The following is a 23034-nucleotide window of genomic DNA, read 5'->3' as shown; positions in this document are numbered from 1 at the left end:
CAAAGGTACGGAGAAAAGCTTAAAATTCGAGGATTTTGTGTAAGTTTGCCTTCCGATTTGAATTTAAATAAGAAAACATGATAAGTTACCTTCAGATAGATAAGCTGACCAAGAGCTTCGGTGATTTGGTTCTTTTCGAGGATATAACGTTCGGAGTCGCACAAGGACAGAAGATCGGGTTGATCGCTAAAAACGGGACGGGTAAGACTACCTTGTTGAATATTATCGGTGGTAAGGAGGATTACGACTCGGGTGAGGTGGTTTTCCGGAAAGACCTGCGGGTCGGGTATTTGGAGCAATCACCTTCTTATCCGGAAGAACTGACCGTGCTACAGGCTTGCTTCCACTCGAAGAACGAGACTGTCCGGTTGATCGCTGAGTACGAGGAGGCGATGGCGAAAGAGGATCATTCGAATCTGGAGGACATCCTTACCCGTATGGATAGCTTCAAGGCGTGGGATTATGAGCAAAAGGCGAAACAAATCCTCGGGCAGTTGAAGATTCATAACTTCAATCAGAAGATCGGGGAATTGTCCGGAGGACAGTTGAAACGGGTAGCCTTGGCGAATGTCTTGATCACGGACCCTGAATTGATTATCTTGGATGAGCCGACGAACCATTTGGATCTGGAAATGACCGAGTGGCTGGAAGATTATCTGAGCCGGGCCAATATCAGTATCTTGATGGTGACGCACGACCGTTACTTCTTGGATCGTGTTTGTAGTGAGATCATCGAGATCGATAATAAGCAAATCTATTCGTATAAAGGTAATTATAGCTATTATTTGGAGAAACGCCAAGAGCGTGTCGAGGCGATGAACGCCGACGTGGAGCGTGCGAAGAATCTTCTCCGTACGGAACTGGATTGGATGCGCCGCCAGCCGCAGGCACGGGGCACGAAAGCGAAGTACCGTATCGATGCCTTTTATGAGCTGGAAAAGAAAGCGAAGCAACAACGGGATACCGGAAAGGTGAACTTGGACGTGAAGGCTTCTTACATCGGTTCGAAGATTTTCGAGGCGGTGAATGTAAGCAAACGTTTCGGTGATTTGAAGATTACGGAGGATTTCAACTATATTTTCGCCCGTTACGAGAAGATGGGTATTGTCGGGAATAACGGTACGGGCAAATCTACCTTTATCAAGATGCTGATGGGGGAGGTGGCTCCCGATAGCGGCCATTTCGATGTGGGCGAGACCGTTCGCTTTGGCTATTATAGTCAAGATGGTTTGAAGTTCGATGAGCAAATGAAAGTGATCGACGTGGTGCAGGCGATCGCCGAATACGTGGATTTGGGTAACGGACAGAAGATGGGAGTGTCCCAGTTCTTGAACTATTTCCTGTTCACGCCGGAGAAACAGCATAATTACGTTTATAAATTGAGCGGTGGCGAGAAGCGTCGCCTCTATTTATGTACGGTATTGATGCGTAGCCCGAACTTCTTGGTGCTTGATGAGCCGACCAATGATCTGGATATCGTGACCTTGAACGTATTGGAGGAATACCTTCGTAACTTCAAGGGGTGTGCTATCGTGGTTTCCCACGACCGTTACTTTATGGATAAGGTGGTAGATCACCTGCTGGTTTTCTGGGGTAACGCTGATATCAAGGATTTCCCCGGCAACTATACGCAGTACCGGGATTGGAAAGATGTGCAAGACCAACTGGAAAAAGAGGCGGAGGCTGCTTTGCAAGCGAGACAAAACCCGGCTCCGGAGAAACCGTCTCGTCCTGTCAATGAGCAAAAGAAAAAACTCACTTTCAAGGAACGGAAAGAGTTCGAGGCCCTAGAGGAGGAGATACCGGCTTTGGAGGCGGAGAAGGCGGAGTTGGAGACTGCGATGAGCAGTGGTACTTTGTCTACGGACGAGCTCATGGCTAAATCTCAACGGATCACCCAAGTCATGGAAGAGATCGACGAGAAAACGATGCGTTGGCTGGAGTTGAGCGAGCTGGCATAAGTAATAAAGAGGAATGAGCGAGACTAAACCTGTACTTTGGAACCGGAATTTCGTCCAATGTTGTATCTCTTACTTCTTGATGAATTTCGCCTTTTATATGTTGATGCCTACTATGCCGGTCTATCTGGTGGAAGAGTTGGGCATCAGCACGTCTGAGGTGGGGATGGTCTTGTCTAGCTATACGATCGGCTTGCTGTGCGTGCGCCCGTTCTCGGGGTATCTGGTAGATTGTTTCTCGCGCAAACCGTTATATGTATTCGCCTTCACGATATTCGCCTGTCTGTTTGCCGGTTATTGGTTTGCGATGACGGTCTATACGATCATGGCGGTTCGTTTCATCCAAGGCGGGTTCATGGGACTGACCTCTGTTTCCGGCAATACGATTACGATAGACGTAATCCCTTCCAAGCGAAGGGGAGAAGGCATGGGCTTTTACGGATTGACGATCAATCTCGCCATGTCTTTGGCTCCCTTGGTGGCGGTGGGGCTATACGACCGGCATGGTTTCTTCTGGATCATAGGGGTCGCTTTGGTGATTGCGTTGGTCGGGATCGGCTCCGTCGGGCTGATCCGTTATCCGAAACGGGAGAAAGTGCCTCGTCCGGCCTTCTCGTTGGATCGTTTTATCTTGGTAAAAGCGCTTCCTGCGGCCTTGGCCTATTTGCTGGTCGCTATACCTTATGGGATGTTGCTCTCGTTCGTGGTATTATATGGCAAAGAGATCGAGGTGCCGAACCCCGGCTATTTCTTTATATGTATGGCGATCGGTGTAGGGACGGCCCGTTTGATTTCCGGACGGTTGGTGGATCATGGCAAGATCCATGTCGTGTCCATCGTATCCTTGGTCTCTTTGGCGATCTCGTTTTCCGTGTTCGCTACCGTACATACATCGTTTGTCTTTTTCGCCTGCGCCTTGGCGATCGGTATCGGTTTTGGCGTGAGTGTACCGGCTTTCCAATGTCTTTTCGTGAATGTCGCTCCGCACCATATGCGCGGTACGGCCACTTCTACCTACTTGACCTCTTTCGATTTCGGGATGGGGATCGGGATGTTATCCGCCGGCTTTATCGCTACCCGTGCCAATCTGGCTACCGCCTACGGAGTCGGGGCGGTTTGTTGCCTTCTTTCCTTATTCGTCTATATCCGCTTGGTAAAAGCCTCGTACGAGAGGAATAAGCTGATCCCTTGATCCGCTTGATTCCCGGTTTCGTCTAAACCTACGGCGTACTTCGTCGATTCTTCCTTTTCTAGCGGGAAACCTCACCCTATATTTGTATCAAAGATCACAGAGAAATAGGTTTTTAAGGTTTAACAAATGAAAGGAATAGGTAGTATGAAACGTTTAGTAATGGCTATGTCAGCCTTGTTGGTAAGTGTGACAATGAGTTTCGCGCAGGAATCGAGCTTACATAAAGAACCGTTTGTAGTCAATGTGGGCCAATTGGTAAGCTATCTGGAATTACGTCCCAGCCAGATTAATGAGGTAGCGATGATCAACGATTATTTTAGGGAAAAGCAAAGCGAGGGCTTGAGGGGAAGTCATAAAATGCGGGATAAACGGATGCGGCAAGCCGTATTTGGCAACTTAAAGTTGATGAAAAAGGCGTTAAGCACCGATCAATATCGGAAATACGTGGCTTTGATCAACGTAACGAACAATAATAACCGGATGACGAGCGGGCTTTCCTTCCCCGATGTTTATCTAGCCGATAAATAAGTAAAGGATAGATGTAAAGTATCAAGCTATTGCATAAAAAGTATCTTGTGACTGTATCTATTCTATAAACCACGTCGTGGTCTGTATAGATCATGTCGTGGTTTTTATAGACCACGCTGTGGTTTGTATAATCCACGACGGAGATTATAGAATAGATATGGTATCGTATAAGAATACAGCTAGGCTTGTATAAGAATATATCTAGGCTTTTGTTTGTTTATAAACGGTGTCTATGATGAAATAGATAGTGTTTATTGTAATATATATTACAAAATGATTGCTATATGCCTTGATATATATCAATAACGTCAATTGTTTGCAAAAATTAACCGTATTGAAGAACAATGTTATAAAACATACTGTTATATTTGCAGTAACAAAAAGAGAAAGATAGAAGATGCGGAAACGCCGCATTTATTAGTTAAGGTCTTAGTTTAGGTTTAAATTTTAGGTATTATGAGACGTTTAGGTATGATGGTAGTCGCTTTAATGATGGTAGCGACAATGAGCTTCGCTCAAAAGGTTAGTGATTCAAAGAGTATGAGTTTCGATAAGCTAAGCAGATATTTGCAGCTTGACGCAAACCAGATCGCTGAGGTGTCAGAGATTAATACTTACTTCGAGAATCAATTAGGTCAACCCCTGTCTGCGGAAGCGCTTTGCAATAACGCAAGACCGGAAGAAACTCGCAACGCATTGTTGTGTAATTTGAAACTGATGAAACGTGCATTGACTAAAGATCAATATCGTAAATATGTAGCGTTGATTAATGTGACTCGCGCTAATCAGGAAGATAAGGTTTCTAATCCGCTTTTGGACAGTTATTTGGCTGAGAAGTAATTAAGCCAATGTGATTGGGCTATGTGTTTTTAAGGTTTTTGTTTAGGTTTAACAATTTAAGGTTTTTAGGTATTATGAAACGTTTTGGAATGGCAGTCGCAGCCTTATTGATGTGTGCGACAATGAGCTTCGCTCAGAAACCGAGTTTGAGTAGAGAACCGTTTGTGGTGAGTACAGAAAAGTTAGCAAACTATTTGCAATTGACTCCGAGCCAGTTGGACGAGGTAGCTAACATCAACGAATATTTCATCGAGATGCAGAATGCGAGCGTAAAGGCTAGCGCTAAATTGCAGGATAAGAAAATGTATCAAGCGGTTTACGGTAACTTGAAGTTGATGAAGAAGGCTTTGAGCCCGGATCAATATCGTAAGTATGTTACTTTATTGAATATCACGAACAATAACAACCGTACGCTGGGTGTTAATACGTTCCCGGAAGTGTACTTAGCGGATAACGCAAGTAAGTAATTTATACTATATAAGAGTGTGTCCCCCCACTATTTCCTGTCAAAAGGTAAATAGTGGGGATACTTTTTTTTAAGGCTTGCGTATAAATCGAAGAAGATTGTGTAAGTTTGCGGCGTTTTACAAATAACGCTTAATTCGAGTCATGACAACACAACAACTATTAGTCCCTTCTAATGCTACTTTGAAGAGAAATGTAATGGACTACTCCTTAATCGTGGTAGGTTCATTTTTGCAGGCACTTAGTTACGTGCTTTTCCTAGCGCCTTACAAAATCGTACCGGGAGGTGTGTACGGTATCTCTATCGTAATCCACTATGTGACGAAAGATTTGTTCCCGTTCTTCCCGGATGGTTTGCCGATGGGTGCGACGGCGCTTTGCTTCAATATCCCGTTGCTGATTTTGGCGATGAAAAAGATCGGATTGTCTTCCGGCCCGAAGACGATCGTCACTTTCTTGCTGATCTCTATATTTACCGACTCATTATCTTATTTCCTTACCGATCCATTGGTGGAGAACGATGCCTTTATTGCCGCCTTTTACGGTGGAGCTATTTTAGGCTTGGGCGTTACCTGTATTTTCCGGGCGCAAAGTACGAGTGCCGGTACGGATGTATTGGCACGTGTGATCGCTAATGACTCCAACTTGAAGGTTAGCAATATGATCATCGTATTGGATTCCGCGGTCGTATTGTTGGGCTTGATCGTGTTTAAGGATTGGGCGGTACCTTTGTATTCTTGGTTTACTATTTTCGTATATGGAAAGATCGTGGAGATGTTCCAGACGGAGAACCCGAACCGTGCTGTCTTTATCGTTTCCCGAAAGACAAAGGAAATGCGTGATTTGATTGTCGATAAAATGGGTATGAGAGGAACATTTATCCATGGTAAAGGCATGTACGAGGGACATGAGACCGAGATTATCTTTACGATTGCCGAGCGTAAGGACATGCCCCGCTTGAAAGATGAGGTAAAAGAGATCGATCCGAATGCTTTTGTATCTACGATGCACGCTAGCAAAGATTCGCCAAGACCGGGTATTTGATTAATAATTTTACTATCTTTGCCCCTCAAAACGAATAAATATAAGATAGTAATGCCCAACATCTCACAAAGAGGAGTCGAAATGCCCGCTTCCCCGATCCGGAAGCTGGCTCCATTGGCCGATGCTGCCAAACAGAGAGGAGTTCATGTGTATCACCTGAATATCGGTCAGCCCGACCTTCCCACTCCGCGAGCGGCACTCGATGCGATCCGTAATGTCGATCGTACGGTGTTGGAATATAGCCCTAGTCAGGGATATCGCAGTTATCGCGAGAAGTTGGTTGGATATTATAAAAAGTATGATATTAATCTTACGGCTGACGATATTATCATCACTACCGGTGGTTCGGAGGCTGTTTTGTTTGCCTTCTTGAGTTGCTTGAATCCGGGTGATGAGATTATCGTACCGGAACCTGCTTATGCTAATTATATGGCATTCGCTATCTCGGCAGGAGCCGTGATCCGGACAGTGACGACTACGATAGAGGAAGGATTTTCTCTTCCGAAAGTGGAAAAATTCGAGGAGTTGATCAATGAGCGTACCAAAGCGATCCTGATCTGTAACCCGAACAATCCTACGGGTTATTTGTATACGCGTCGTGAGATGAATCAAATCCGGGATATCGTAAAGAAATATGATCTTTATCTTTTCTCGGATGAGGTATACCGGGAGTTTATCTATACCGGTTCCCCGTATATCTCGGCTTGTCATCTGGAAGGTATCGAGCAGAACGTGGTATTGATCGATTCTGTCTCCAAACGCTATTCGGAATGCGGTATCCGTATCGGTGCGTTGATTACGAAAAATGCCGAAGTGCGTAGTGCCGTCATGAAGTTCTGCCAAGCTCGTTTAAGCCCGCCTTTGATCGGACAGATTGCGGCCGAGGCTTCTTTGGATGCTTCCGAGGAGTATGCCCGTGAGACTTATGACGAGTATGTGGAACGGCGTAAATGCTTGATCGATGGCTTGAACCGTATTCCCGGCGTTTATTCTCCCATACCGATGGGCGCTTTCTATACGGTGGCTAAACTTCCGGTGGATGATGCCGATAAGTTCTGCGCTTGGTGTCTGGAAGAGTTTGAATACGAGGGTCAGACGGTCATGATGGCACCGGCGTCGGGTTTTTACACGACACCGGGACTTGGTAAGAATGAGGTCCGTATGGCCTATGTCTTGAAAAAGGAAGATCTGGCGAAAGCTTTGACGGTGTTATCAAAGGCGCTGGAAGCTTATCCGGGAAGAATGTTATAAATGAATTTAGAGCTATTTATCGCCAAAAAGATACATTTCAGCAAGGAGGGGGATCGTGAGGTTACTCCTCCCGCTGTTCGTATTGCCATGATCGGGATCGCCTTGGGATTGGCGGTGATGATTCTTTCGGTGGCGATCGTGATAGGCTTTAAGAAAGAGGTCCGGAACAAGGTGATCGGTTTCGGCTCGCATATCCAGATCACGAATTTTGATAGTAATTCTTCCTATGAGTCGCAGCCGATAGCGGTTAGCGATACTTTATTGAATGCGCTCGATGCATTCCCGGGTATTCGCCATGTCGAGAAATTCGCAACGAAGCTCGGTATCTTGAAGACTGACCAAGATTTTCAAGGGATTGTCTTGAAAGGGGTGGATACGGATTATGACTGGACTTTCTTCAAGGATAATTTAAAAGAGGGCGAGATCTTTACGATCCAGCCGGATAAGAACTCTACGGATGTTATTATTTCCAAGTATTTATCAGATCTGCTAGGACTAAAGGTTGGGGATTCTTTCCTGACTTATTTTGTGCAAGACGATGTGCGTGCCCGTAAGTTCACGATCACGGGGATTTATGAGACGGGTTTCCTTGATTATGACAAGATGTTCGTAATTGCTGATATTAAGCAGATACGTCGCTTGAACGGTTGGGATAAAGATCAAGTAAGCGGACTGGAGTTGCAAGTGGATGACTATGATCGTTTGGACCAAGTGGCCGAGGATATTTATTTCGATCTGACGGAACGGCAAGACCGAAATGGCAATACGTTTTACGCCCGCTCGATCAAGGAGTTGAACCCGATGATCTTTAATTGGCTGGATGTGCTAGACATCAATGTGGTGGTTATCTTGGCGCTGATGCTTTCCGTCGCAGGGTTTACCATGATCTCCGGATTATTGATCATAATCTTGGAACGTACCAATATGATCGGAATCCTAAAAGCCTTGGGACAAAATAATAACAGTATTCGCAAGATCTTCTTGTATGTCTCTTTCTTCTTGATCGGCAAAGGAATGTTGTGGGGGAATATCATCGGTATCTCTCTTTGTTTGCTTCAATCTCATTTCCATATTATCCAATTAGACCCTTCTATTTATTATTTGGATGCCGTGCCTATCGATCTGAGTCTATTTTCACTGTTCCTTTTGAATATAGGGACATTGGCCGCCTCCATGTTGATGATGTTAGGACCTTCCTATTTGATTACGAAGATTGATCCGGCCAAGAGTATCCGTTTTGAATAAAAGCCGTATCTTTGGCATACGTTCTAGTTTTGCCGGATTGATATGACAGATCTTATCTCTAAAGAAAAGCGTAGCTATATCATGTCTATGATTAAGGGCAAGAATACAAAGCCCGAGATTATAGTCCGTAAATACCTGTTCCATTGTGGCTTTCGCTTTCGTGTGAATGTAAAGCGCCTTCCCGGTACCCCTGATATCGTATTGCGTAAATATAAGACCGCTATCTTCGTGAACGGCTGTTTCTGGCATGGGCACGAGGGTTGCCCTGAATTTCGTCCTCCCCGTACCCGGGTAGAGTGGTGGACCGAGAAACTAAACCGGAATAAAGCCCGGGATGCCCGTGTACGTGAGGAATTACGAGCGATGGGCTGGAATACGATGGTGATCTGGGAATGCCAGCTTAAGCCCAAAGAACGGCAAGCTACTTTAGAAAATGTCGTCCGTTTATTGGAAAAGACGTATTTGGAATCTACTTACCAAGCAAAGTTTACCCCAGCCTACCCGCTATTAGAGGAGGAAGAACTTCCCAAAGTGGCGGAAGAAGAGATATCCTATGAGAGTGCTCATCATTATTAATTCTCCAACCGGAACGTATAATCCTTCCTACTTCTGAAAAGCCGGTAAATACGGACATATCCATTGAATATGGGTTGAATAAACTCCAACAGGAATAACCAACCGATAGTAGGGCTTTGTTGAAGCATTCGAGCCGATTTGCCGAAAACGATTGCCTTGATTATAAAACGTATCAAATATAATAATATGGCGATCAAGGAGATTAGCCAGTTACCCTGTAGTCCGATCACGACCGTAGCGATAACCGATGCTTGGAAAAGGTAGAAACAAGTGGATTCGAGATGATAGAATGTCAAGGCGCTTCCTTTGTAATACCGTTGAGTGGCAGCACGGGAAACCTTCATCTCTTTCCAGATTCCAAAACGTTCGATTTGATCCATTTCCGTTAGGCTGTCCGGGGTATAAATTACTTTCGTATTCTCCTTGGTCGAGGCTTCGTTGATGAATAAGTCATCGTCTCCCGCATGCAAGTTCAAGGATTGGTAGTAACCTTTATGCTTGAAGAATAACTCTTTCCGATAAGATAAATTTCGTCCGTTTCCGGTATATGGGTGATGGGAGAGGGCGGAAGATAGATAACGTAAACCCGTCAACAAGTTATCATAGGCGATCAACTTATGAAAGAATCCCTTGTAGTTGCTGTATTTGCAGTAGCCCAAGACAATACTGGTCTCGGGTGTGTATCCACCAACCATGGCGGATAACCATTGATCGTTGAGCGGTTGGCAATTCGCCTCCGTGAATAGAAGAATATCGTATTTGGCCGCTTTCACACCTAAGGTAAACGCCAGTTTACGGCGGCTTAGGTAGCGAGCGTCCGAGGGGACGTAAGTATGATACAAATGTTTATACTCATTTTGAAAGAACTTTAGCGTATCGTCGGTATCGTCGCTCGAGCCATCGTTGATAACGACTACCTGATATTCAGGGTAATCTTGTGTAAGTAACGCAGGAAGGTGTTTCTTGAGGTTCTCAGAATCATTTTTAGCGTATATGATGATGGATACGGGGAGTTTATTACCTTCCTCTAAGGTATCATCCGTTCGTTTTGACGCACGTAAAGGGCGGGCATAAGCGATCAGATAATAAAGAGATAAGATAACGAACCCTATCAAAGAGATCCCCAAAAGGAAAAGCTCTGTAGTATTGAGTAGAAACATAATAATGTACCAATGTATTAAATGTCAATGTGCTAAAACGACAATATACCAATGCGATACCTAAAACGTATTCGCATGGGTATATTGGTATAGTAGCGAAGCGCTATTACCTCTTTATTATATCGTATCGGAATAATAGGCTTTCGGTAAATGACGGCAGTTGTATTGGGAGGCCATGACCTCGCCATAAGCGCCGGCGGAACGAAGGGCGATCAAGTCGCCACGATGAGCCTTATTCAACTCTACATCCTTACCGAATACATCCGATGACTCACAGATCGGGCCCACTACATCGTAAGTCTCTACTGCCTCATCGCTGCTGATGTTCTCGATACGGTGATAAGCGTCGTACATCGCCGGGCGGATCAATTCCGTGAAACCTGCGTCAAGGATAGCGAATTTCTTCGTCTCTCCTTCCTTGACATATAATACCTTAGAGATTAATGTTCCGCATTGAGCGACGATCGAACGTCCCGGCTCAAAATGTACCTGTTGACCCGGACGTACTTGAAGCAGTTTATGAATGGCCGCGAAATAGTTATCGAAAGCCGGGATCGATAAATGATTCGGGTGATAGTAATCGATACCTAATCCACCTCCGAAGTTCAGGTTCTCCACCGTAACCCCGTGAGCTTCCAGTTCTTCCTGTATCTCGTTGAAACGAATTACCAAATTGCGGAAGCTAGACATATCCGTGATCTGTGAACCGATATGGCTATGGATACCGATCAACTTCACATTCTTCATCTCCTTTAATTTATCCAGTACGCCTCCTAATTGGCTAAGGTTGATACCGAATTTATTTTCCTTCATACCCGTCGTGATCTTGGCATGTGTATGGGCATCCACTTCCGGGTTGATACGAAGGGCGATAGAGGCTACTTTATTCTTGGTGGCCGCCAGCTCATTGATGATTTCCAGCTCAACGGCAGATTCCACGTTAAAGCAGAAAATATCATTGTCCAGTCCTAGGTTGATCTCCCAATCCGCTTTGCCAACACCAGCAAAGACAATCTTATCGGCAGGAAAACCGGCATCTAAAGCTGCCTGTACCTCGCCGCCACTTACGCAGTCTGCGCCAAGGCCGTTTGCCGCTATGATGGAAAGGATACGGGGATTGGCATTCGCTTTCACGGCATAATGCACGTGGTAACCATATTTCCCGGATTCGGTTTTTACTACGTCTAATGTGTCTTGCAATAGCTTGACATCATAATAATAAAAAGGCGTAGAAAGCTGCTTGAACTTTTCTACAGGAAATGTTCCTTTGAGCATATTATACGAAATTATATAAAGATAAATAAGGGCAGTCTGTAAAAGGCTGCCCTCGTTTGTTTTTATTTGTTGTTAAATAAATGATCGCTTAGAGCTTGCAGCGCTCTCTGCTTGTCCGAGGCCTTGATCAGCAAGGAGACGTTGTAGTTGCTTCCTCCGTAGGAGATCATACGGACCGGGACATCCTTCATAGCTTGTACGATACGAGCCTCGAAGCCGATGTTATCCCATTCTAGGTCGCCAACCACGCAAACGATAACCATATCCTCGTCTACGGTCACGGTTCCGTACTTCTTCAAATCGTCAACGATCTCTTCCAGATGCTTGCGGTTATCGATCGTAACGGAGACACCCACTTCGGAAGTCGTAACCATGTCGATCGGAGTCTGGTAGTTCTCGAAAGTCTCGAATACCTTACGCAAGAAACCTGTAGCTAGCAACATACGTCCGCTCTTGATCTTGATAGAGGTAATATTGTCTTTGGCGGCGACCGCTTTGATCTTACCTTTTTCGATAGCGTTTGAGATCAATGTACCCGGAGCGTCCGGCTGCATTGTATTTAGCAAACGGACCGGGATGTTGTTCAATTTAGCCGGTAATATACAAGTCGGGTGAAGGATCTTGGCTCCGAAATAAGCTAACTCGGCAGCTTCCTCGAAATGCAATTGACGGACTGGAGACGTTCCCTGTACGATACGAGGGTCGTTATTGTGCATACCGTCGATGTCTGTCCAGATCTGGATCTCTTCCGCACCGATAGCCGCGCCGATTAAGGATGCGCTATAGTCGCTACCACCCCGTTGCAGGTTATCGATCTCGCCGTAAGCGTTGCGGCAGATATAACCTTGTGTGATGTATAGATCAGCATCCTTATTATCAGCGAGTAATTTTACCAATTTCTCTTTGATATAGACAGGGTCCGGTTCCGCGTTCTTATCCGTACGCATATAATCCAAAGCCGGGATCAATACGGATTTCACGCCGCATTCGTTCAAATAAAGATTCATCATACCCGTAGAGATCAACTCTCCTTGCGCCAAGACAACCTTTTCCTCGAATAAGGTAAACAGATCCTTCGTGAACGTACGGATATATTCGAAATGAGATTTTATCAGTTCTTTGGCCTTCTGTTTATATTCCTCGGTGCTGTATAGTTCCTCAACATGGCCCATGTATTTCATGGCAAGCTTGTTGATGATCTCATTCGCTCCGTCTGGGTTCTTTTTGTACAGGTAGTCGGAAATCTCGACTAACGAGTTGGTTGTACCCGACATGGCTGACAATACAACGATCTTACGGTCTCCCGTGATCAGTTTCGCTACATCTTTCATTCTCTGTGCAGATCCCACAGAAGTACCGCCAAACTTTAAAACTTTCATCTTCTTTTGTTCTATATTAAATTGTTTTCTTTTTCAATCGAATGCGACCGCAAAGTTACAAAAAAATTATTCTCTGACATCACTTAGACAGGCATTCTCGCATTTTACTATGCGGGCAGGATAATTATGCACGATCGTATAGTTATGAGTGGTCATAATCACCGCCGTTCCCTGCTGGCAGATGTCGTGTAAGAGTTGTACGATTTGTCCGCTCGTCTCCGGGTCCAAGTTGCCGGTCGGCTCATCCGCCAGTATCAACTTGGGGTTGTTCAGAAGGACACGGGCAATAACGATACGTTGTTGTTCCCCGCCGGATAGCTCATGCGGCATTTTATAGCCTTTGTCTTGCATGCCTACCTGACGGAGCACGTTGTCTATCCGTTCCTTGATCTCGCTTTTCTTTTTCCATCCGGTGGCTTTCAGCACGAATTCCAGATTCTTGGAGACGGAACGGTCGGTCAACAATTGGAAATCTTGGAAGACGATACCTAGTTTCCTACGCAAATAAGGGATATCCTTCCGCTTCATCTTGGTGAGGTTGTAATCCATGATACGTGCCTCGCCTCGCAAGATCGGTATCTCGCAATACAAGGACTTGAGCAGGCTGCTTTTACCGGAGCCTACCTTCCCGATCACATATACGAACTCTCCGTTACGAAGCGTGAGGCATGCGTCGTGTAATACCCTGTTTTCCTCACGGCATATCTCCACGTTCTCTAATTTGAGTAGAATATCTTCTTCCATAGAATTTATCAACCTTTATGTCTTTTCTTTAATTCACGGGCGAGGTCTTCCAGACGAAGTCCCTTGCTTGTCAATAATACGATTAAGTGGTAAACCAAGTCGGATGCCTCATAGATGAAGCCGTCTTCGGTTCCGTTGGTCGCCTCGATAACGGTCTCTACCGCTTCTTCGCCGACTTTCTGGGCCATGCGATTCACGCCTTTCTGGAATAAGGTAGTCGTATAGGAACCTTCCGGCATTTCTTGACGGCGACGCTCGATGAAGTTCTGCAAGTATTTCAAGAACATGATATCCTCTACGTTCTTCTCGCCGAAACAAGTATCCGCTCCCGTATGACAAACCGGTCCGGCTGGAATCGCCTTGATCAATAATGTATCGTTGTCGCAATCCGCCGTGATGCTAACCACCTGCAACGTATTTCCGCTACTCTCTCCCTTCATCCACAAACGGTTTTTCGTGCGGCTAAAGAATGTAACCTTACCCGTACTTACTGTCTCATCATAAGCTTCTTGATTCATGAAGCCCAACATTAATACCTTACTAGTGTTGTTGTCTTGTACGATAGCGGGTATTAATCCGCCCATTTTCTCGAAATCTAATTTCATCTTTATATATAATGTGTTATATCCTTACATTGATCCCCTCGTCCTTGAGGTATTGCTTCAAGTCGCCTATCCGTATCTCGCCGAAATGGAAAACGCTGGCCGCTAAAGCCGCGTCCGCTTTCCCATTGGAAAACGTATCCCGGAAATGTTCCATCTTTCCCGCTCCACCGGAGGCGATAACCGGGATATGCAACGTATCGGCCAAGGTAGCCAGAGCGTCGTTCGCGTATCCGTCTTTTACGCCATCGTGCGTCATACTGGTGAAAAGGATCTCGCCGGCGCCACGGCTTTCCGCTTCCGAGGCCCATTGAAACAAATACTTATCCGTCGGGACACGCCCTCCGTTTAGATAGCATAGCCAGTCATTGTTCTCAAAATTAGCGTCGATAGCGACTACGCATACCTGACTACCAAAGTTCTTGGCGATCTCCTCGATTAATGCCGGGTTACGTAAAGCCGCCGAGTTGATCGAGACCTTATCGGCGCCAGCGCTAAGCAAACGATCCACGTCCTTCAATTCGTTGATACCTCCACCCACGGTAAAAGGGATGCTGATATGGGCCGCCACTTGTTTTACCAACTCGGTGAAAGTCTTTCGCCCCTCGTGTGAGGCGGTAATATCCAAGTACACTAATTCGTCGGCCCCTTCACGGCTGTACTGGGCACCCAACTCCACGGGGTCTCCAGCGTCGCGAAAGTTCACGAAGTTGATGCCTTTTACGGTCTTTCCATCCTTTATATCCAGACAGGGAACAATTCTCTTGGCTAGCATATATCTATTTTATTATTTCAAGTAAAACGAAGTAAATCTTTCAACTGGATCTTCCCTTCATAAATGGCCTTGCCGAAAATGACAGCGGGAATCCCAGCCTCAGATAATTTCTCAATATCCTCGATCGAGCTTACGCCACCGCTCGCTATGATATAAAGGAAGGGGATCTCGTCCCGTATCTCTTTATATAAATCGATAGCCGGGCCTTGCAGCATACCATCCCGTGCGATATCCGTGCAGATCACCTTGGTAATCCCCTTGTCGTAATATCCTTTGATAAAAGGAATCAACTCCTGGCTGGTCGTTTCCTCCCAACCACTGATGGCGATCTTCTTTTCCTTGGCATCGGCCCCTAATATGATTTTCTCGCTACCGAACTTGCTGATCCAAGAGGTGAACATTTCCGGGTTCTTCACGGCGATACTGCCCCCGGTTACCATCTGGGCGCCGCTTTCGAAGGCGATCTCCAGATCATCCTCTTGTTTCAAGCCCCCTCCGAAATCAATGATCAAGGAAGTCCGGGTCGCTATCCGCTCAAGGATACGGTAGTTGATGATGCGTCCTTCACGGGCTCCATCCAAATCTACCACATGCAAACGCCGGATGCCGTTACCCTCGAACATCTTGGCCACCTCCAGAGGATCTTCGTTGTAAACCTTCTTGGTCGCGTAATCTCCTTGCGTCAACCGGACGCATTTGCCATCTATTATATCTATAGCGGGAATAAGCTCAATCATATCTTTAAAAAGTTTTTCAATATAACCTCTCCTACCGATCCACTTTTTTCCGGATGGAACTGTGTTGCGTAGAAGTTGTCCTTATGTAAAGCGGCGCTGAACGGAAGGATGTAATCGGTCGTAGCCGCCGTATATTCATTTACAGGTACATAATAACTATGTACGAAGTAAACAAATTTGTTCTCCAATCGCTCATTGAATAGGCCGCTTTTAACGTTTGTCAAGGTATTCCAACCCATGTGAGGAACCTTGTCCTCATGCTTTTGCGGAATAAAACGTTTTACTTCCGTAGGGAAGATCCCCAAGCAATCTGCGTTTCCCTCCTCCGAACGCATGCACATCAATTGCATGCCGAGGCATATCCCGAGTACCGGTTGCTTTAGGTTCAAGATCACCTGATCCAATTTATGCTCCCTTAAATACTCCATGGTCGTGAAAGCTTCACCTACTCCGGGAAAGATAACCTTATCCGCTTTATTTAATAATTCCGGATCAGCCGTGATGATCGGGGTAACGCCCAACCGCTTCAAAGCGTAATCTACCGAGTAGATGTTTCCGGCATTATATTTAATAATGGCAACGTCCATTGTTGTTAAGCATTTATATTGAGTCGCAAAAGTAACAAATTATCATTACATAATTATGAATGGCGATTGAAAAGTTCCAAAATGAAATGTATTTGTGATAAACTGGTGTGATCGGGAAGGGGAAATAAAGAAAGGGACGATCGCTTATGTGGACCTATGGAAAGAATATTTCAGCGAAAAGTTGATTTTTTTTACTCCAGCTATTGCAGGTTTAAAAATAATACTTACCTTTGCACCGCAATCGAGAGAGATAGCGATAAAGAAAAGAGGTTCGGTAGTTCAGCTGGTTAGAATACATGCCTGTCACGCATGGGGTCGCGGGTTCGAGTCCCGTCCGGACCGCCTCTTTTTCAAAATTATTATTGATTATAAAATGGTTCGGTAGTTCAGCTGGTTAGAATACATGCCTGTCACGCATGGGGTCGCGGGTTCGAGTCCCGTCCGGACCGCTTTCAAAGAAAGCAAAATAAAGTAAAGCTCTGTAATTTAAAGATTACAGGGCTTTTTCTTTTTCCTCACTTATCAAGAATGACGGCTCACCTGCAAAACTCTATGTTTGTAAAACACTCGCAAAAGCAGGGGGCGGCAATCTGTTTTGCGGTTGGCTTCAATGATGTTGTAAGCGAAAATGCGATAACCTTGACGTTTTGTTTGAAAATCCGGGATTATGATGACAGGGCCTTTTTGCTAATAGAAGAAATAGGGGGTGCTTTATGGTCAAATTATCCATTTTACCCTGTTTTTTTGTATGAATATCTCTATTAGGAGACGAAAGTAATGGGATTAGGTAACGCGAAAGCCAGTGTTAGGCAACGTTACCGTATGTGTTTGGCGATACATACGGTAGGAATTGGGTACGCAACCTATAGAAATGGGCGACGCATCTGTATGAAAAGCACCTTTCTCCTGCATAAATATGAGATAGGATGAATTAATCTCGCTAGAATGAAAGGGTGTATTTAAGCAAAGTGCTATAATACAATTGATTGCTGATATTTTTTCTCGTATTTGGTAACAGTATGTACCTTTGCCCGGAAAAAACGATTCTCCGGGGCTTCAGATTACATATTGTCATATTGTCAATTTGAGCGTATTACTTATCTTTTGAGCCCCTACCGTTGTAGAGACATATGCTATATATCCTACTATCCTGATAGAATCTTAAAGTTTCCATTTCGAGGGGATGAGACGCAGCACGCTACGTCTCTACAACAAGGCGACAAATTATATATATTAGCTGCGATTTGCTGGGACAAATCTTACATCTTGTCCTTTACTATTTCCTTCAGTAATTCGATTACGCTGTCTTTCTCTTTTAGCATTCGCTCATATAAGGCGTTTTTCTCGTTGTATAGTTCGATAACTTTATCGATCGGATTGAATGTCGGATTATTAAATATTGAACCTGCTTTATCATATAAGGTGCTAGAGACAATATTAATAGACGCAGCGTTATCAAGTTCCGTAATGGCTTCCACCGGAATGTTCAAGGCTACGGCGATCTTATCCAAGATCTCCTGTTCCAGCGTCTCTTTTTTCTCATAGCCAGAGAGGGTAGCCTGCGATACTCCTATTTCTTCCGCAAGAACGTCTTGGTTTACATTACGCCATTCTCTCCACCGGCGTATATTAGCCCCATGATTGCATTTCTTCGCTGTCGTTTGCATTGCTTAATTAGTATATAATATTCAATTAGACAAAAGTATGAATTTAATTTGGGTGATGCTTGTTTGATAGAGTAATATTTTATCTGTTGGAGATAAATATATTATATGTATCATTGCGATAGGACGTATTCCGATCCCTGCTTATGCGGATCTATTATTAATTTACCGCACTAGGCTGGCAATGCGGGCAATAGTAAATGCTGCCTCCGAGGTAAGCCTCTTTCTGTATCCGTTCGCCGCAGATGGGGCAAGGGTCATGGTAGGTGTTCTTCGATAGGATCGTGCGGTAATTGCCTAAGGCGCCGTATAGATCCTTCTCCGTATCCCGGCCTCCTCGGCGAGTCATCTCTTCCAGCGTGGATTTCACGGTGTTGAAGAGGCGGTCTATATCCTCTTCTGATAAAGTCGATATTTTTCGTTTCGGGGAGATCCGGGCATTGAACAAGATATCTTGGCAAACTCCGTTGCCTAGGCCCGGAATACGTTGCTCGGTGGCGAGCAGCGCCTTCGCGGATATATCTTTCTTGAGATTCCGGATGAGACTGATAAAATAGGCTTTATCGAATCTCTCGTCCAACGGACATAGCTTATGGATGCTACCTTGGTAATAGGGATTGTCAAACTCGCCTTTGAAAGCGTAGATGGAACCATACATCGAAACCGTGAAAGCTAGGAACGAGTCGTCCTCGAATACGATCATAAGCTGATATTTCTTCGGGGCCTTTTCCGCGGAGGTATAATAACGCATATTGGTTCCGTCTCCGATTAAGAGGTGGGTATCCGCGTCCATAAGGATGTCCACGAATGCGCCATAGCCTTGGGCGCCTAGGACCGTTCGTCCTACCAGCCTATTGGAGTATTCCGCCGGATCGCCATTATAGAACGTGAAACGGTGAGGACTGTTCGACTCGATAACATGCGCTATCCGTTTACCCTTTAGCGTTTCGCTAGCCTGTTTGCCAATGGTGGCGGATTCGGGAATCTCAATCATATTCGTGTTGTTTTTAGAGGTGACGGGGTAAATATAGGCATATTTTCCGTACCAATATTCATTGATACGGAAAATAGGAACCGGGCTTTAATTCTGGGTCGGATAAAGAGGCTTTCCTGTCTCGTCCACATCTGTCCAGTCTTTTACGTTGACACTGGCCAAAGTGACCGAATTACCGTTGATTACCGCTTTAAATAAATAAGAGTTTCCCGCTTTCAACTCGCCATCCGGAAGAGGGATCTGGGTGGTATAGGTGCGGGTACTGTTTTCATTGTCGGCGGATATTTCCAACGTGAGAGTCATGGGAGCCGTATGTCTTATCGGCAACATGATATATTGGGCGGTTAATCCGTTTATCCCCATCTTATCCGCTTTCCCGAAAGCGGTGGCGGGAGTGATGATACCTGTGCCCAGATCCATGGTAGCCCCAACCACGGGAGGAGTGATCATGGCGGAGACCAATTGGTTGATCGTGATACCTTCACCGCCGGTTAATTCAACTACGACTTGGGTAGCCACATGCCCATAAACAATTGGTATATTGATTTGGGAGCTATTTACATCCTGTTGTATGGCGCTCCACCAAAGATAATCGATACCGTTGAAGAGGGGGTCGGATACGCCACTCGTGAATGTCGGGGGGATCGTGGAGAAATTGTCGGATACGGCGTAGAAATTATAAGTGCCATTGGAGAGAAACATTTTATATCCGTCACTTCCTGTTAACACCCCGGGAGATGAGGTAATGTAAAGGCCTGACGCCTCGGGGCTTCCCTTGGTTCCTGCGCTGCTGTCGAAGACATAAACCCTGCTTTGTATCCCTTTATTCATGGGAGACATGGAACGTAATAGGTTCCGGCCCTCCACGGAGGCGTTGAAGGTCACCAACGTACTGTTTCCCGGGTCCTCGTTTCCCGAAGAGCCGTTCGGGGTTGTTCCATCCTCAAAAATAATCGTGTTCTTGTTGCATCCGGCGAGGAGTAACAGGAACATCGTGCTAAATGTAAGCGCATTTGCCGCTTTCAGTAAATTCCGTATCATATAATTTGTGTTTAGTGAATAGTCTATATAATACATTTTACGAACCGTTTTGGTTTAGAAAGCGGCAAATGTTTTAACTTTAATCTAGCGGTTTCACGTAAGACCAGTGGGTTTGTATGATCTTCCATTGGTTGTCGGGGTTGCGTCTGTAAACCTCGGTGCAGTTCCATTTTATTACCTTGTCGGATAAGTAGCTATCAAGGTTGAAGGTGAGTACCGCTATGTTTTGCGCGACTTGTACGACCGGGCGGATCATGTCGAAATGATCTGCCGGAGGAAGTTGCATACCTTTATAATAAGTGCGCAGTTGTTCCAATCCCTCTATTTTCGTCTCTAGGGAAGGATCGAAGTAAATCACGTCGGTGTCTGAAAGCTCTACGAATGCCATCGGGTCGGTCGAGGCTAGAGCCTCTTTTTCAAGGGAGATGATCATCTCCGGGATGTTCTCGTTTAATGTTTTGTTCTCCATATTCTTTTGTTGTGCGTTAGCGGATAACGTGCTTCCTAATATGAGAGCCGCTATCCATGATTTGTATTGTCTCATGATGCTTTATTTATTGATAGAGGCAAAATTAGACATACCGAATGGAGTTCGTATAATACTTATAAAGGAGGAAATAGTACTTTTTACGGTTTTGTATTCCTGCGATAGTTTAGCGGGGTCATGTTTGTTTGGGAACGAAATAGACGGATGAAATAGGATGGATCCTCGTAACCTAGAGCTTCCGTTATGGCGGATATAGGCAAGTCCGTATAAGTCAATAGCCGTTTGCTCTCGATCAGTATTTTGTTTAGGATGTATTGTTTAGCGTTGATGCCCGTAGCGTTTTTCACGATCTCATTCAGGTAGTTCGGGGTGATGCAAAGCCGATCGGCATAGCTCCGGATGGAATGATCTTGCTTGAAGGAATGGTTTACTAACTCGATAAATCGGTCTACATAGATGCTTTTAGATCGGGCGTTTGTGTCTGGAGGTAAAGCGTTCGAGTTAGAATATAGCCTGTTGAGCAACATTAATGTCTCGTACAACAAGGCCCGGAGCAAGTGTTTGTCTTTCGACTGATAGTTCTTGATCTCTTTATCGATCTCCGAGATCAACTCGGAGATGCGGGCATAGGCTTTCTTGTCGAGACTGAGCTTGGAAGACCGTCTTTCTGTATGGAAATAAGAGAGGTTCCGGAGAAATGCCGGATCATTGAAAAAAGAGAGCAGGAACTCTTCCTCAAAGATAAGAGCGAATCCGTCTTGTATCGTTTTATCGTCCCATTTACGTATTTCCCCGGGCCGGGTAAAGATAATATCTTGAGGCTTTACCCGGTTCGCTTGATGATCGATAAGGAATTCTCCCTCCCCGCTAGTGATCAATGTTATATCGTAATACGTCAATATATGTACGGGTTGTTCCTTGAGATACTTCTTGATCGTGTTCAAGGGAACGACGTCGATAAGTAGCTCATCGCCGTATTTGTGTTTATAGAAGTCGTATTGCGGTATATTATGATTCATCTGCTCATATTTTTTATTTGAAAAGCATAGGAGCGAATTGGAGGAGATAAGCCCGCCAATTGGCCCAGATATGCCCTCGGGTGGATTCTACGTACTGGTATTTCATACCTAGGCTATCCATTCGCTGGCGGAATTGCTGGTTTGCGTCGTATAAGAAATCGGTCTTTCCGATACCGATCCAGAACAATTGATAACCGGATCTCTTGAGGTTCCCTAATTTCTCGTCGAGATTCGTGTACATCGGGCTATTCGGGTCTACACCATTGGCGCTGAGTCCAGCGGAGAAAAGTCCTATATAGTTAAAATAGTCCGGATAATTCAATGATATATATAATGTATGGAAACCACCCATCGAAAGTCCGGCTATGGCTCGGTGTCGCTTATCCGGGATCGTACGGTAACGGTTATCGATGAAATGAATGATCTCGGTGAAACTCTTCTCGTACGAGCCATCCTTATAACCGGGGAAGCTGTTGCTCATGGCCGGCTTGTAATTCAGGTTATCGGATGTTTCGCCGGGAGCGGCCTGTTTACTGGGATTACCGTTTGGCATAACGACAAGCATTGGCTGTATCTTGCCTTCGGCAATCAAGTTATCCATGATACGGGCGGTACGGCCAAGCTCCAGCCAAGCGTTCTCGTCGCCGCCACTGCCATGTAACAGGTACAGAACGGGATAAGACTGGATGTTCTTATCGTAAAAAGGAGGCGTATAAACGCTAAGTCTTCGTTCGCTCCCGAGAATGTCCGAGTGATACCAAGTGGTTGTAACATTGCCATGAGGTACGTCACGTACTTGATAATAATCGCCATTTCCCCCGTTGATATAGAACAGGCTGAACAAGGTGCCTACGTCACGGCAAGAGAATGGGTTGTTTGGGGCGATGTTATAAATACCATCTATATTTAAACGATAGGTGTACATTTCGGATGGCAGTGGGGGAGTCGTATAGCTCCATGTACCGTTTTTCCCTTTCGTCATCTGGCCATTGCCCTCGTTGGCTTCCCAGTCTCCTTTTACGGAGACGGACTTCGCTTTTGGGGCTTCTACATAGAAAGTAACGCTATTGTCTGGGTTGATCACGAGAGGTTCTACCTTATCGGTCTTGAATCCTACGTTCTGTTGGGCGAAAGCCATGGATAGAGGCAGTAAGAGAGCCGCGAGTAATGCTAGTCTTTTCATTTTATCTATACGGTTTAAAGAATTAAGTTATAAAGACAAATATACGATTTATTTCGGAAAAATAGAAGTTATACTTACTTGGCACTTGTAGTATATCTTTTTGGGTAAAGTAAGTATATCTTCTTTAGTACTTGCTGTATATATCCTTTTCTGATTAGGATGATTCTTTGACTATGCCTAAATTTACTTCACAGATTTTACTGTTATTTTCTAAGGTACTTCACATCTTAGAGAAGCTTCTCCTGAAAAACTTCACAGGGTTGAAAGTTGTTTCCTGAACCGGTTCAC

The 23034-nt window shown here is 45.1% G+C and carries 23 protein-coding genes and 2 tRNA genes; 11 read left to right on the top strand and 14 right to left on the bottom strand.

The window, feature by feature from the left end; all coding sequences use genetic code 11:
* Positions 1–77 precede the first annotated feature (77 nt).
* From NBH16_RS05990 to NBH16_RS05950, 9 genes are all read left to right on the top strand, one after another.
* On the top strand, positions 78–1961 hold the full coding sequence (locus NBH16_RS05990) for an ABC-F family ATP-binding cassette domain-containing protein (RefSeq protein ID WP_211738226.1): 1884 nt from the start codon (positions 78–80) through the stop codon (positions 1959–1961).
* 13 nt (positions 1962–1974) lie between these two features.
* Positions 1975–3150 (top strand): MFS transporter, encoded by a 1176-nt coding sequence (locus tag NBH16_RS05985; RefSeq protein WP_250788221.1) that lies wholly within the window; start codon positions 1975–1977, stop codon positions 3148–3150.
* A gap of 144 nt (positions 3151–3294) precedes the next feature.
* A complete protein-coding gene (locus tag NBH16_RS05980) occupies positions 3295–3678 on the top strand; it encodes a hypothetical protein (RefSeq protein WP_008773491.1) in 384 nt (127 codons plus the stop codon).
* A gap of 456 nt (positions 3679–4134) precedes the next feature.
* Positions 4135–4518 carry a hypothetical protein gene (locus NBH16_RS05975; protein ID WP_005854530.1) on the top strand — a complete coding sequence of 128 codons (384 nt, stop codon included), beginning with the start codon at positions 4135–4137 and terminating at the stop codon, positions 4516–4518.
* Between the two features lie 74 nt (positions 4519–4592).
* Complete coding sequence (locus tag NBH16_RS05970; protein WP_005854532.1) at positions 4593–4985, top strand: hypothetical protein; 393 nt, start codon at positions 4593–4595, stop codon at positions 4983–4985.
* A 142-nt stretch (positions 4986–5127) separates the two neighbouring features.
* The gene (locus tag NBH16_RS05965) at positions 5128–6027 is read left to right on the top strand and encodes a YitT family protein (protein ID WP_048927593.1); all 900 of its coding nucleotides are present in this window, start codon (positions 5128–5130) and stop codon (positions 6025–6027) included.
* 51 nt (positions 6028–6078) lie between these two features.
* Positions 6079–7278 carry a pyridoxal phosphate-dependent aminotransferase gene (locus NBH16_RS05960; RefSeq protein ID WP_005854538.1) on the top strand — a complete coding sequence of 400 codons (1200 nt, stop codon included), beginning with the start codon at positions 6079–6081 and terminating at the stop codon, positions 7276–7278.
* Complete coding sequence (locus NBH16_RS05955; protein ID WP_005854540.1) at positions 7279–8523, top strand: ABC transporter permease; 1245 nt, start codon at positions 7279–7281, stop codon at positions 8521–8523. It begins immediately after the preceding gene.
* Positions 8524–8565: 42 nt separating this feature from the next.
* The gene (locus NBH16_RS05950) at positions 8566–9099 is read left to right on the top strand and encodes a very short patch repair endonuclease (protein ID WP_121961230.1); all 534 of its coding nucleotides are present in this window, start codon (positions 8566–8568) and stop codon (positions 9097–9099) included.
* Here NBH16_RS05950 and NBH16_RS05945 read toward each other — a convergent pair.
* From NBH16_RS05945 to hisH, 8 genes are all read right to left on the bottom strand, one after another.
* A complete protein-coding gene (locus tag NBH16_RS05945) occupies positions 9096–10259 on the bottom strand; it encodes a glycosyltransferase (protein ID WP_250788220.1) in 1164 nt (387 codons plus the stop codon). The genes NBH16_RS05950 and NBH16_RS05945 overlap by 4 nt on opposite strands.
* Before the next feature lie 117 nt (positions 10260–10376).
* Positions 10377–11534, bottom strand: coding sequence for a diaminopimelate decarboxylase (lysA, locus tag NBH16_RS05940; protein WP_121961865.1), 1158 nt, complete (start codon positions 11532–11534; stop codon positions 10377–10379).
* Positions 11535–11596: 62 nt separating this feature from the next.
* Entirely contained in the window at positions 11597–12913 is a 1317-nt protein-coding gene (locus NBH16_RS05935; protein ID WP_005854548.1) for an aspartate kinase, read from the bottom strand.
* A 66-nt stretch (positions 12914–12979) separates the two neighbouring features.
* Positions 12980–13657: a cell division ATP-binding protein FtsE gene (locus NBH16_RS05930; protein WP_250788219.1), complete on the bottom strand. Its 678-nt coding sequence runs from the start codon at positions 13655–13657 to the stop codon at positions 12980–12982.
* An 8-nt stretch (positions 13658–13665) separates the two neighbouring features.
* On the bottom strand, positions 13666–14262 hold the full coding sequence (gene hisIE / locus NBH16_RS05925; RefSeq protein ID WP_005854554.1) for a bifunctional phosphoribosyl-AMP cyclohydrolase/phosphoribosyl-ATP diphosphatase HisIE: 597 nt from the start codon (positions 14260–14262) through the stop codon (positions 13666–13668).
* A 16-nt stretch (positions 14263–14278) separates the two neighbouring features.
* The gene (hisF, locus tag NBH16_RS05920; RefSeq protein ID WP_005854556.1) at positions 14279–15034 is read right to left on the bottom strand and encodes an imidazole glycerol phosphate synthase subunit HisF; all 756 of its coding nucleotides are present in this window, start codon (positions 15032–15034) and stop codon (positions 14279–14281) included.
* Between the two features lie 17 nt (positions 15035–15051).
* Complete coding sequence (gene hisA / locus NBH16_RS05915) at positions 15052–15771, bottom strand: 1-(5-phosphoribosyl)-5-[(5-phosphoribosylamino)methylideneamino]imidazole-4-carboxamide isomerase (protein WP_005854558.1); 720 nt, start codon at positions 15769–15771, stop codon at positions 15052–15054.
* The gene (hisH, locus tag NBH16_RS05910) at positions 15768–16358 is read right to left on the bottom strand and encodes an imidazole glycerol phosphate synthase subunit HisH (RefSeq protein WP_008780097.1); all 591 of its coding nucleotides are present in this window, start codon (positions 16356–16358) and stop codon (positions 15768–15770) included. The genes hisA and hisH overlap by 4 nt, the downstream gene beginning before the upstream one ends.
* Before the next feature lie 268 nt (positions 16359–16626).
* Here hisH and NBH16_RS05905 point away from each other — a divergent pair.
* A tRNA-Asp gene (locus tag NBH16_RS05905) sits at positions 16627–16700 on the top strand.
* 33 nt (positions 16701–16733) lie between these two features.
* A tRNA-Asp gene (locus NBH16_RS05900) sits at positions 16734–16807 on the top strand.
* A gap of 810 nt (positions 16808–17617) precedes the next feature.
* On the opposite strand, the gene NBH16_RS05895 is transcribed toward NBH16_RS05900, so the two are convergent.
* The 6 genes from NBH16_RS05895 to NBH16_RS05870 form a co-directional block, all read right to left on the bottom strand.
* Positions 17618–18025, bottom strand: a complete 408-nt coding sequence (locus NBH16_RS05895; RefSeq protein WP_005854563.1) for a helix-turn-helix domain-containing protein — start codon at positions 18023–18025, stop codon at positions 17618–17620.
* Between the two features lie 157 nt (positions 18026–18182).
* Positions 18183–19016, bottom strand: a complete 834-nt coding sequence (locus NBH16_RS05890) for a DNA-formamidopyrimidine glycosylase family protein (RefSeq protein WP_250788218.1) — start codon at positions 19014–19016, stop codon at positions 18183–18185.
* Positions 19017–19103: 87 nt separating this feature from the next.
* A complete protein-coding gene (locus NBH16_RS05885) occupies positions 19104–20093 on the bottom strand; it encodes a fimbrillin family protein (protein ID WP_250788217.1) in 990 nt (329 codons plus the stop codon).
* Positions 20094–20136: 43 nt separating this feature from the next.
* Positions 20137–20601 carry a YybH family protein gene (locus NBH16_RS05880; protein ID WP_005864625.1) on the bottom strand — a complete coding sequence of 155 codons (465 nt, stop codon included), beginning with the start codon at positions 20599–20601 and terminating at the stop codon, positions 20137–20139.
* A gap of 83 nt (positions 20602–20684) precedes the next feature.
* Positions 20685–21563, bottom strand: a complete 879-nt coding sequence (locus NBH16_RS05875; protein ID WP_121961845.1) for an AraC family transcriptional regulator — start codon at positions 21561–21563, stop codon at positions 20685–20687.
* A gap of 13 nt (positions 21564–21576) precedes the next feature.
* Positions 21577–22746 (bottom strand): esterase, encoded by a 1170-nt coding sequence (locus tag NBH16_RS05870; protein ID WP_121961844.1) that lies wholly within the window; start codon positions 22744–22746, stop codon positions 21577–21579.
* Positions 22747–23034 lie beyond the last annotated feature (288 nt).

Source organism: Parabacteroides sp. Y3-G-102 (assembly GCF_023656845.1).
GTDB classification, from domain to species: domain Bacteria; phylum Bacteroidota; class Bacteroidia; order Bacteroidales; family Tannerellaceae; genus Parabacteroides; species Parabacteroides distasonis.
The sequence above is the reverse complement of the archived record's forward strand: the minus strand, read 5'-3'. Positions and strand labels throughout refer to the sequence as shown.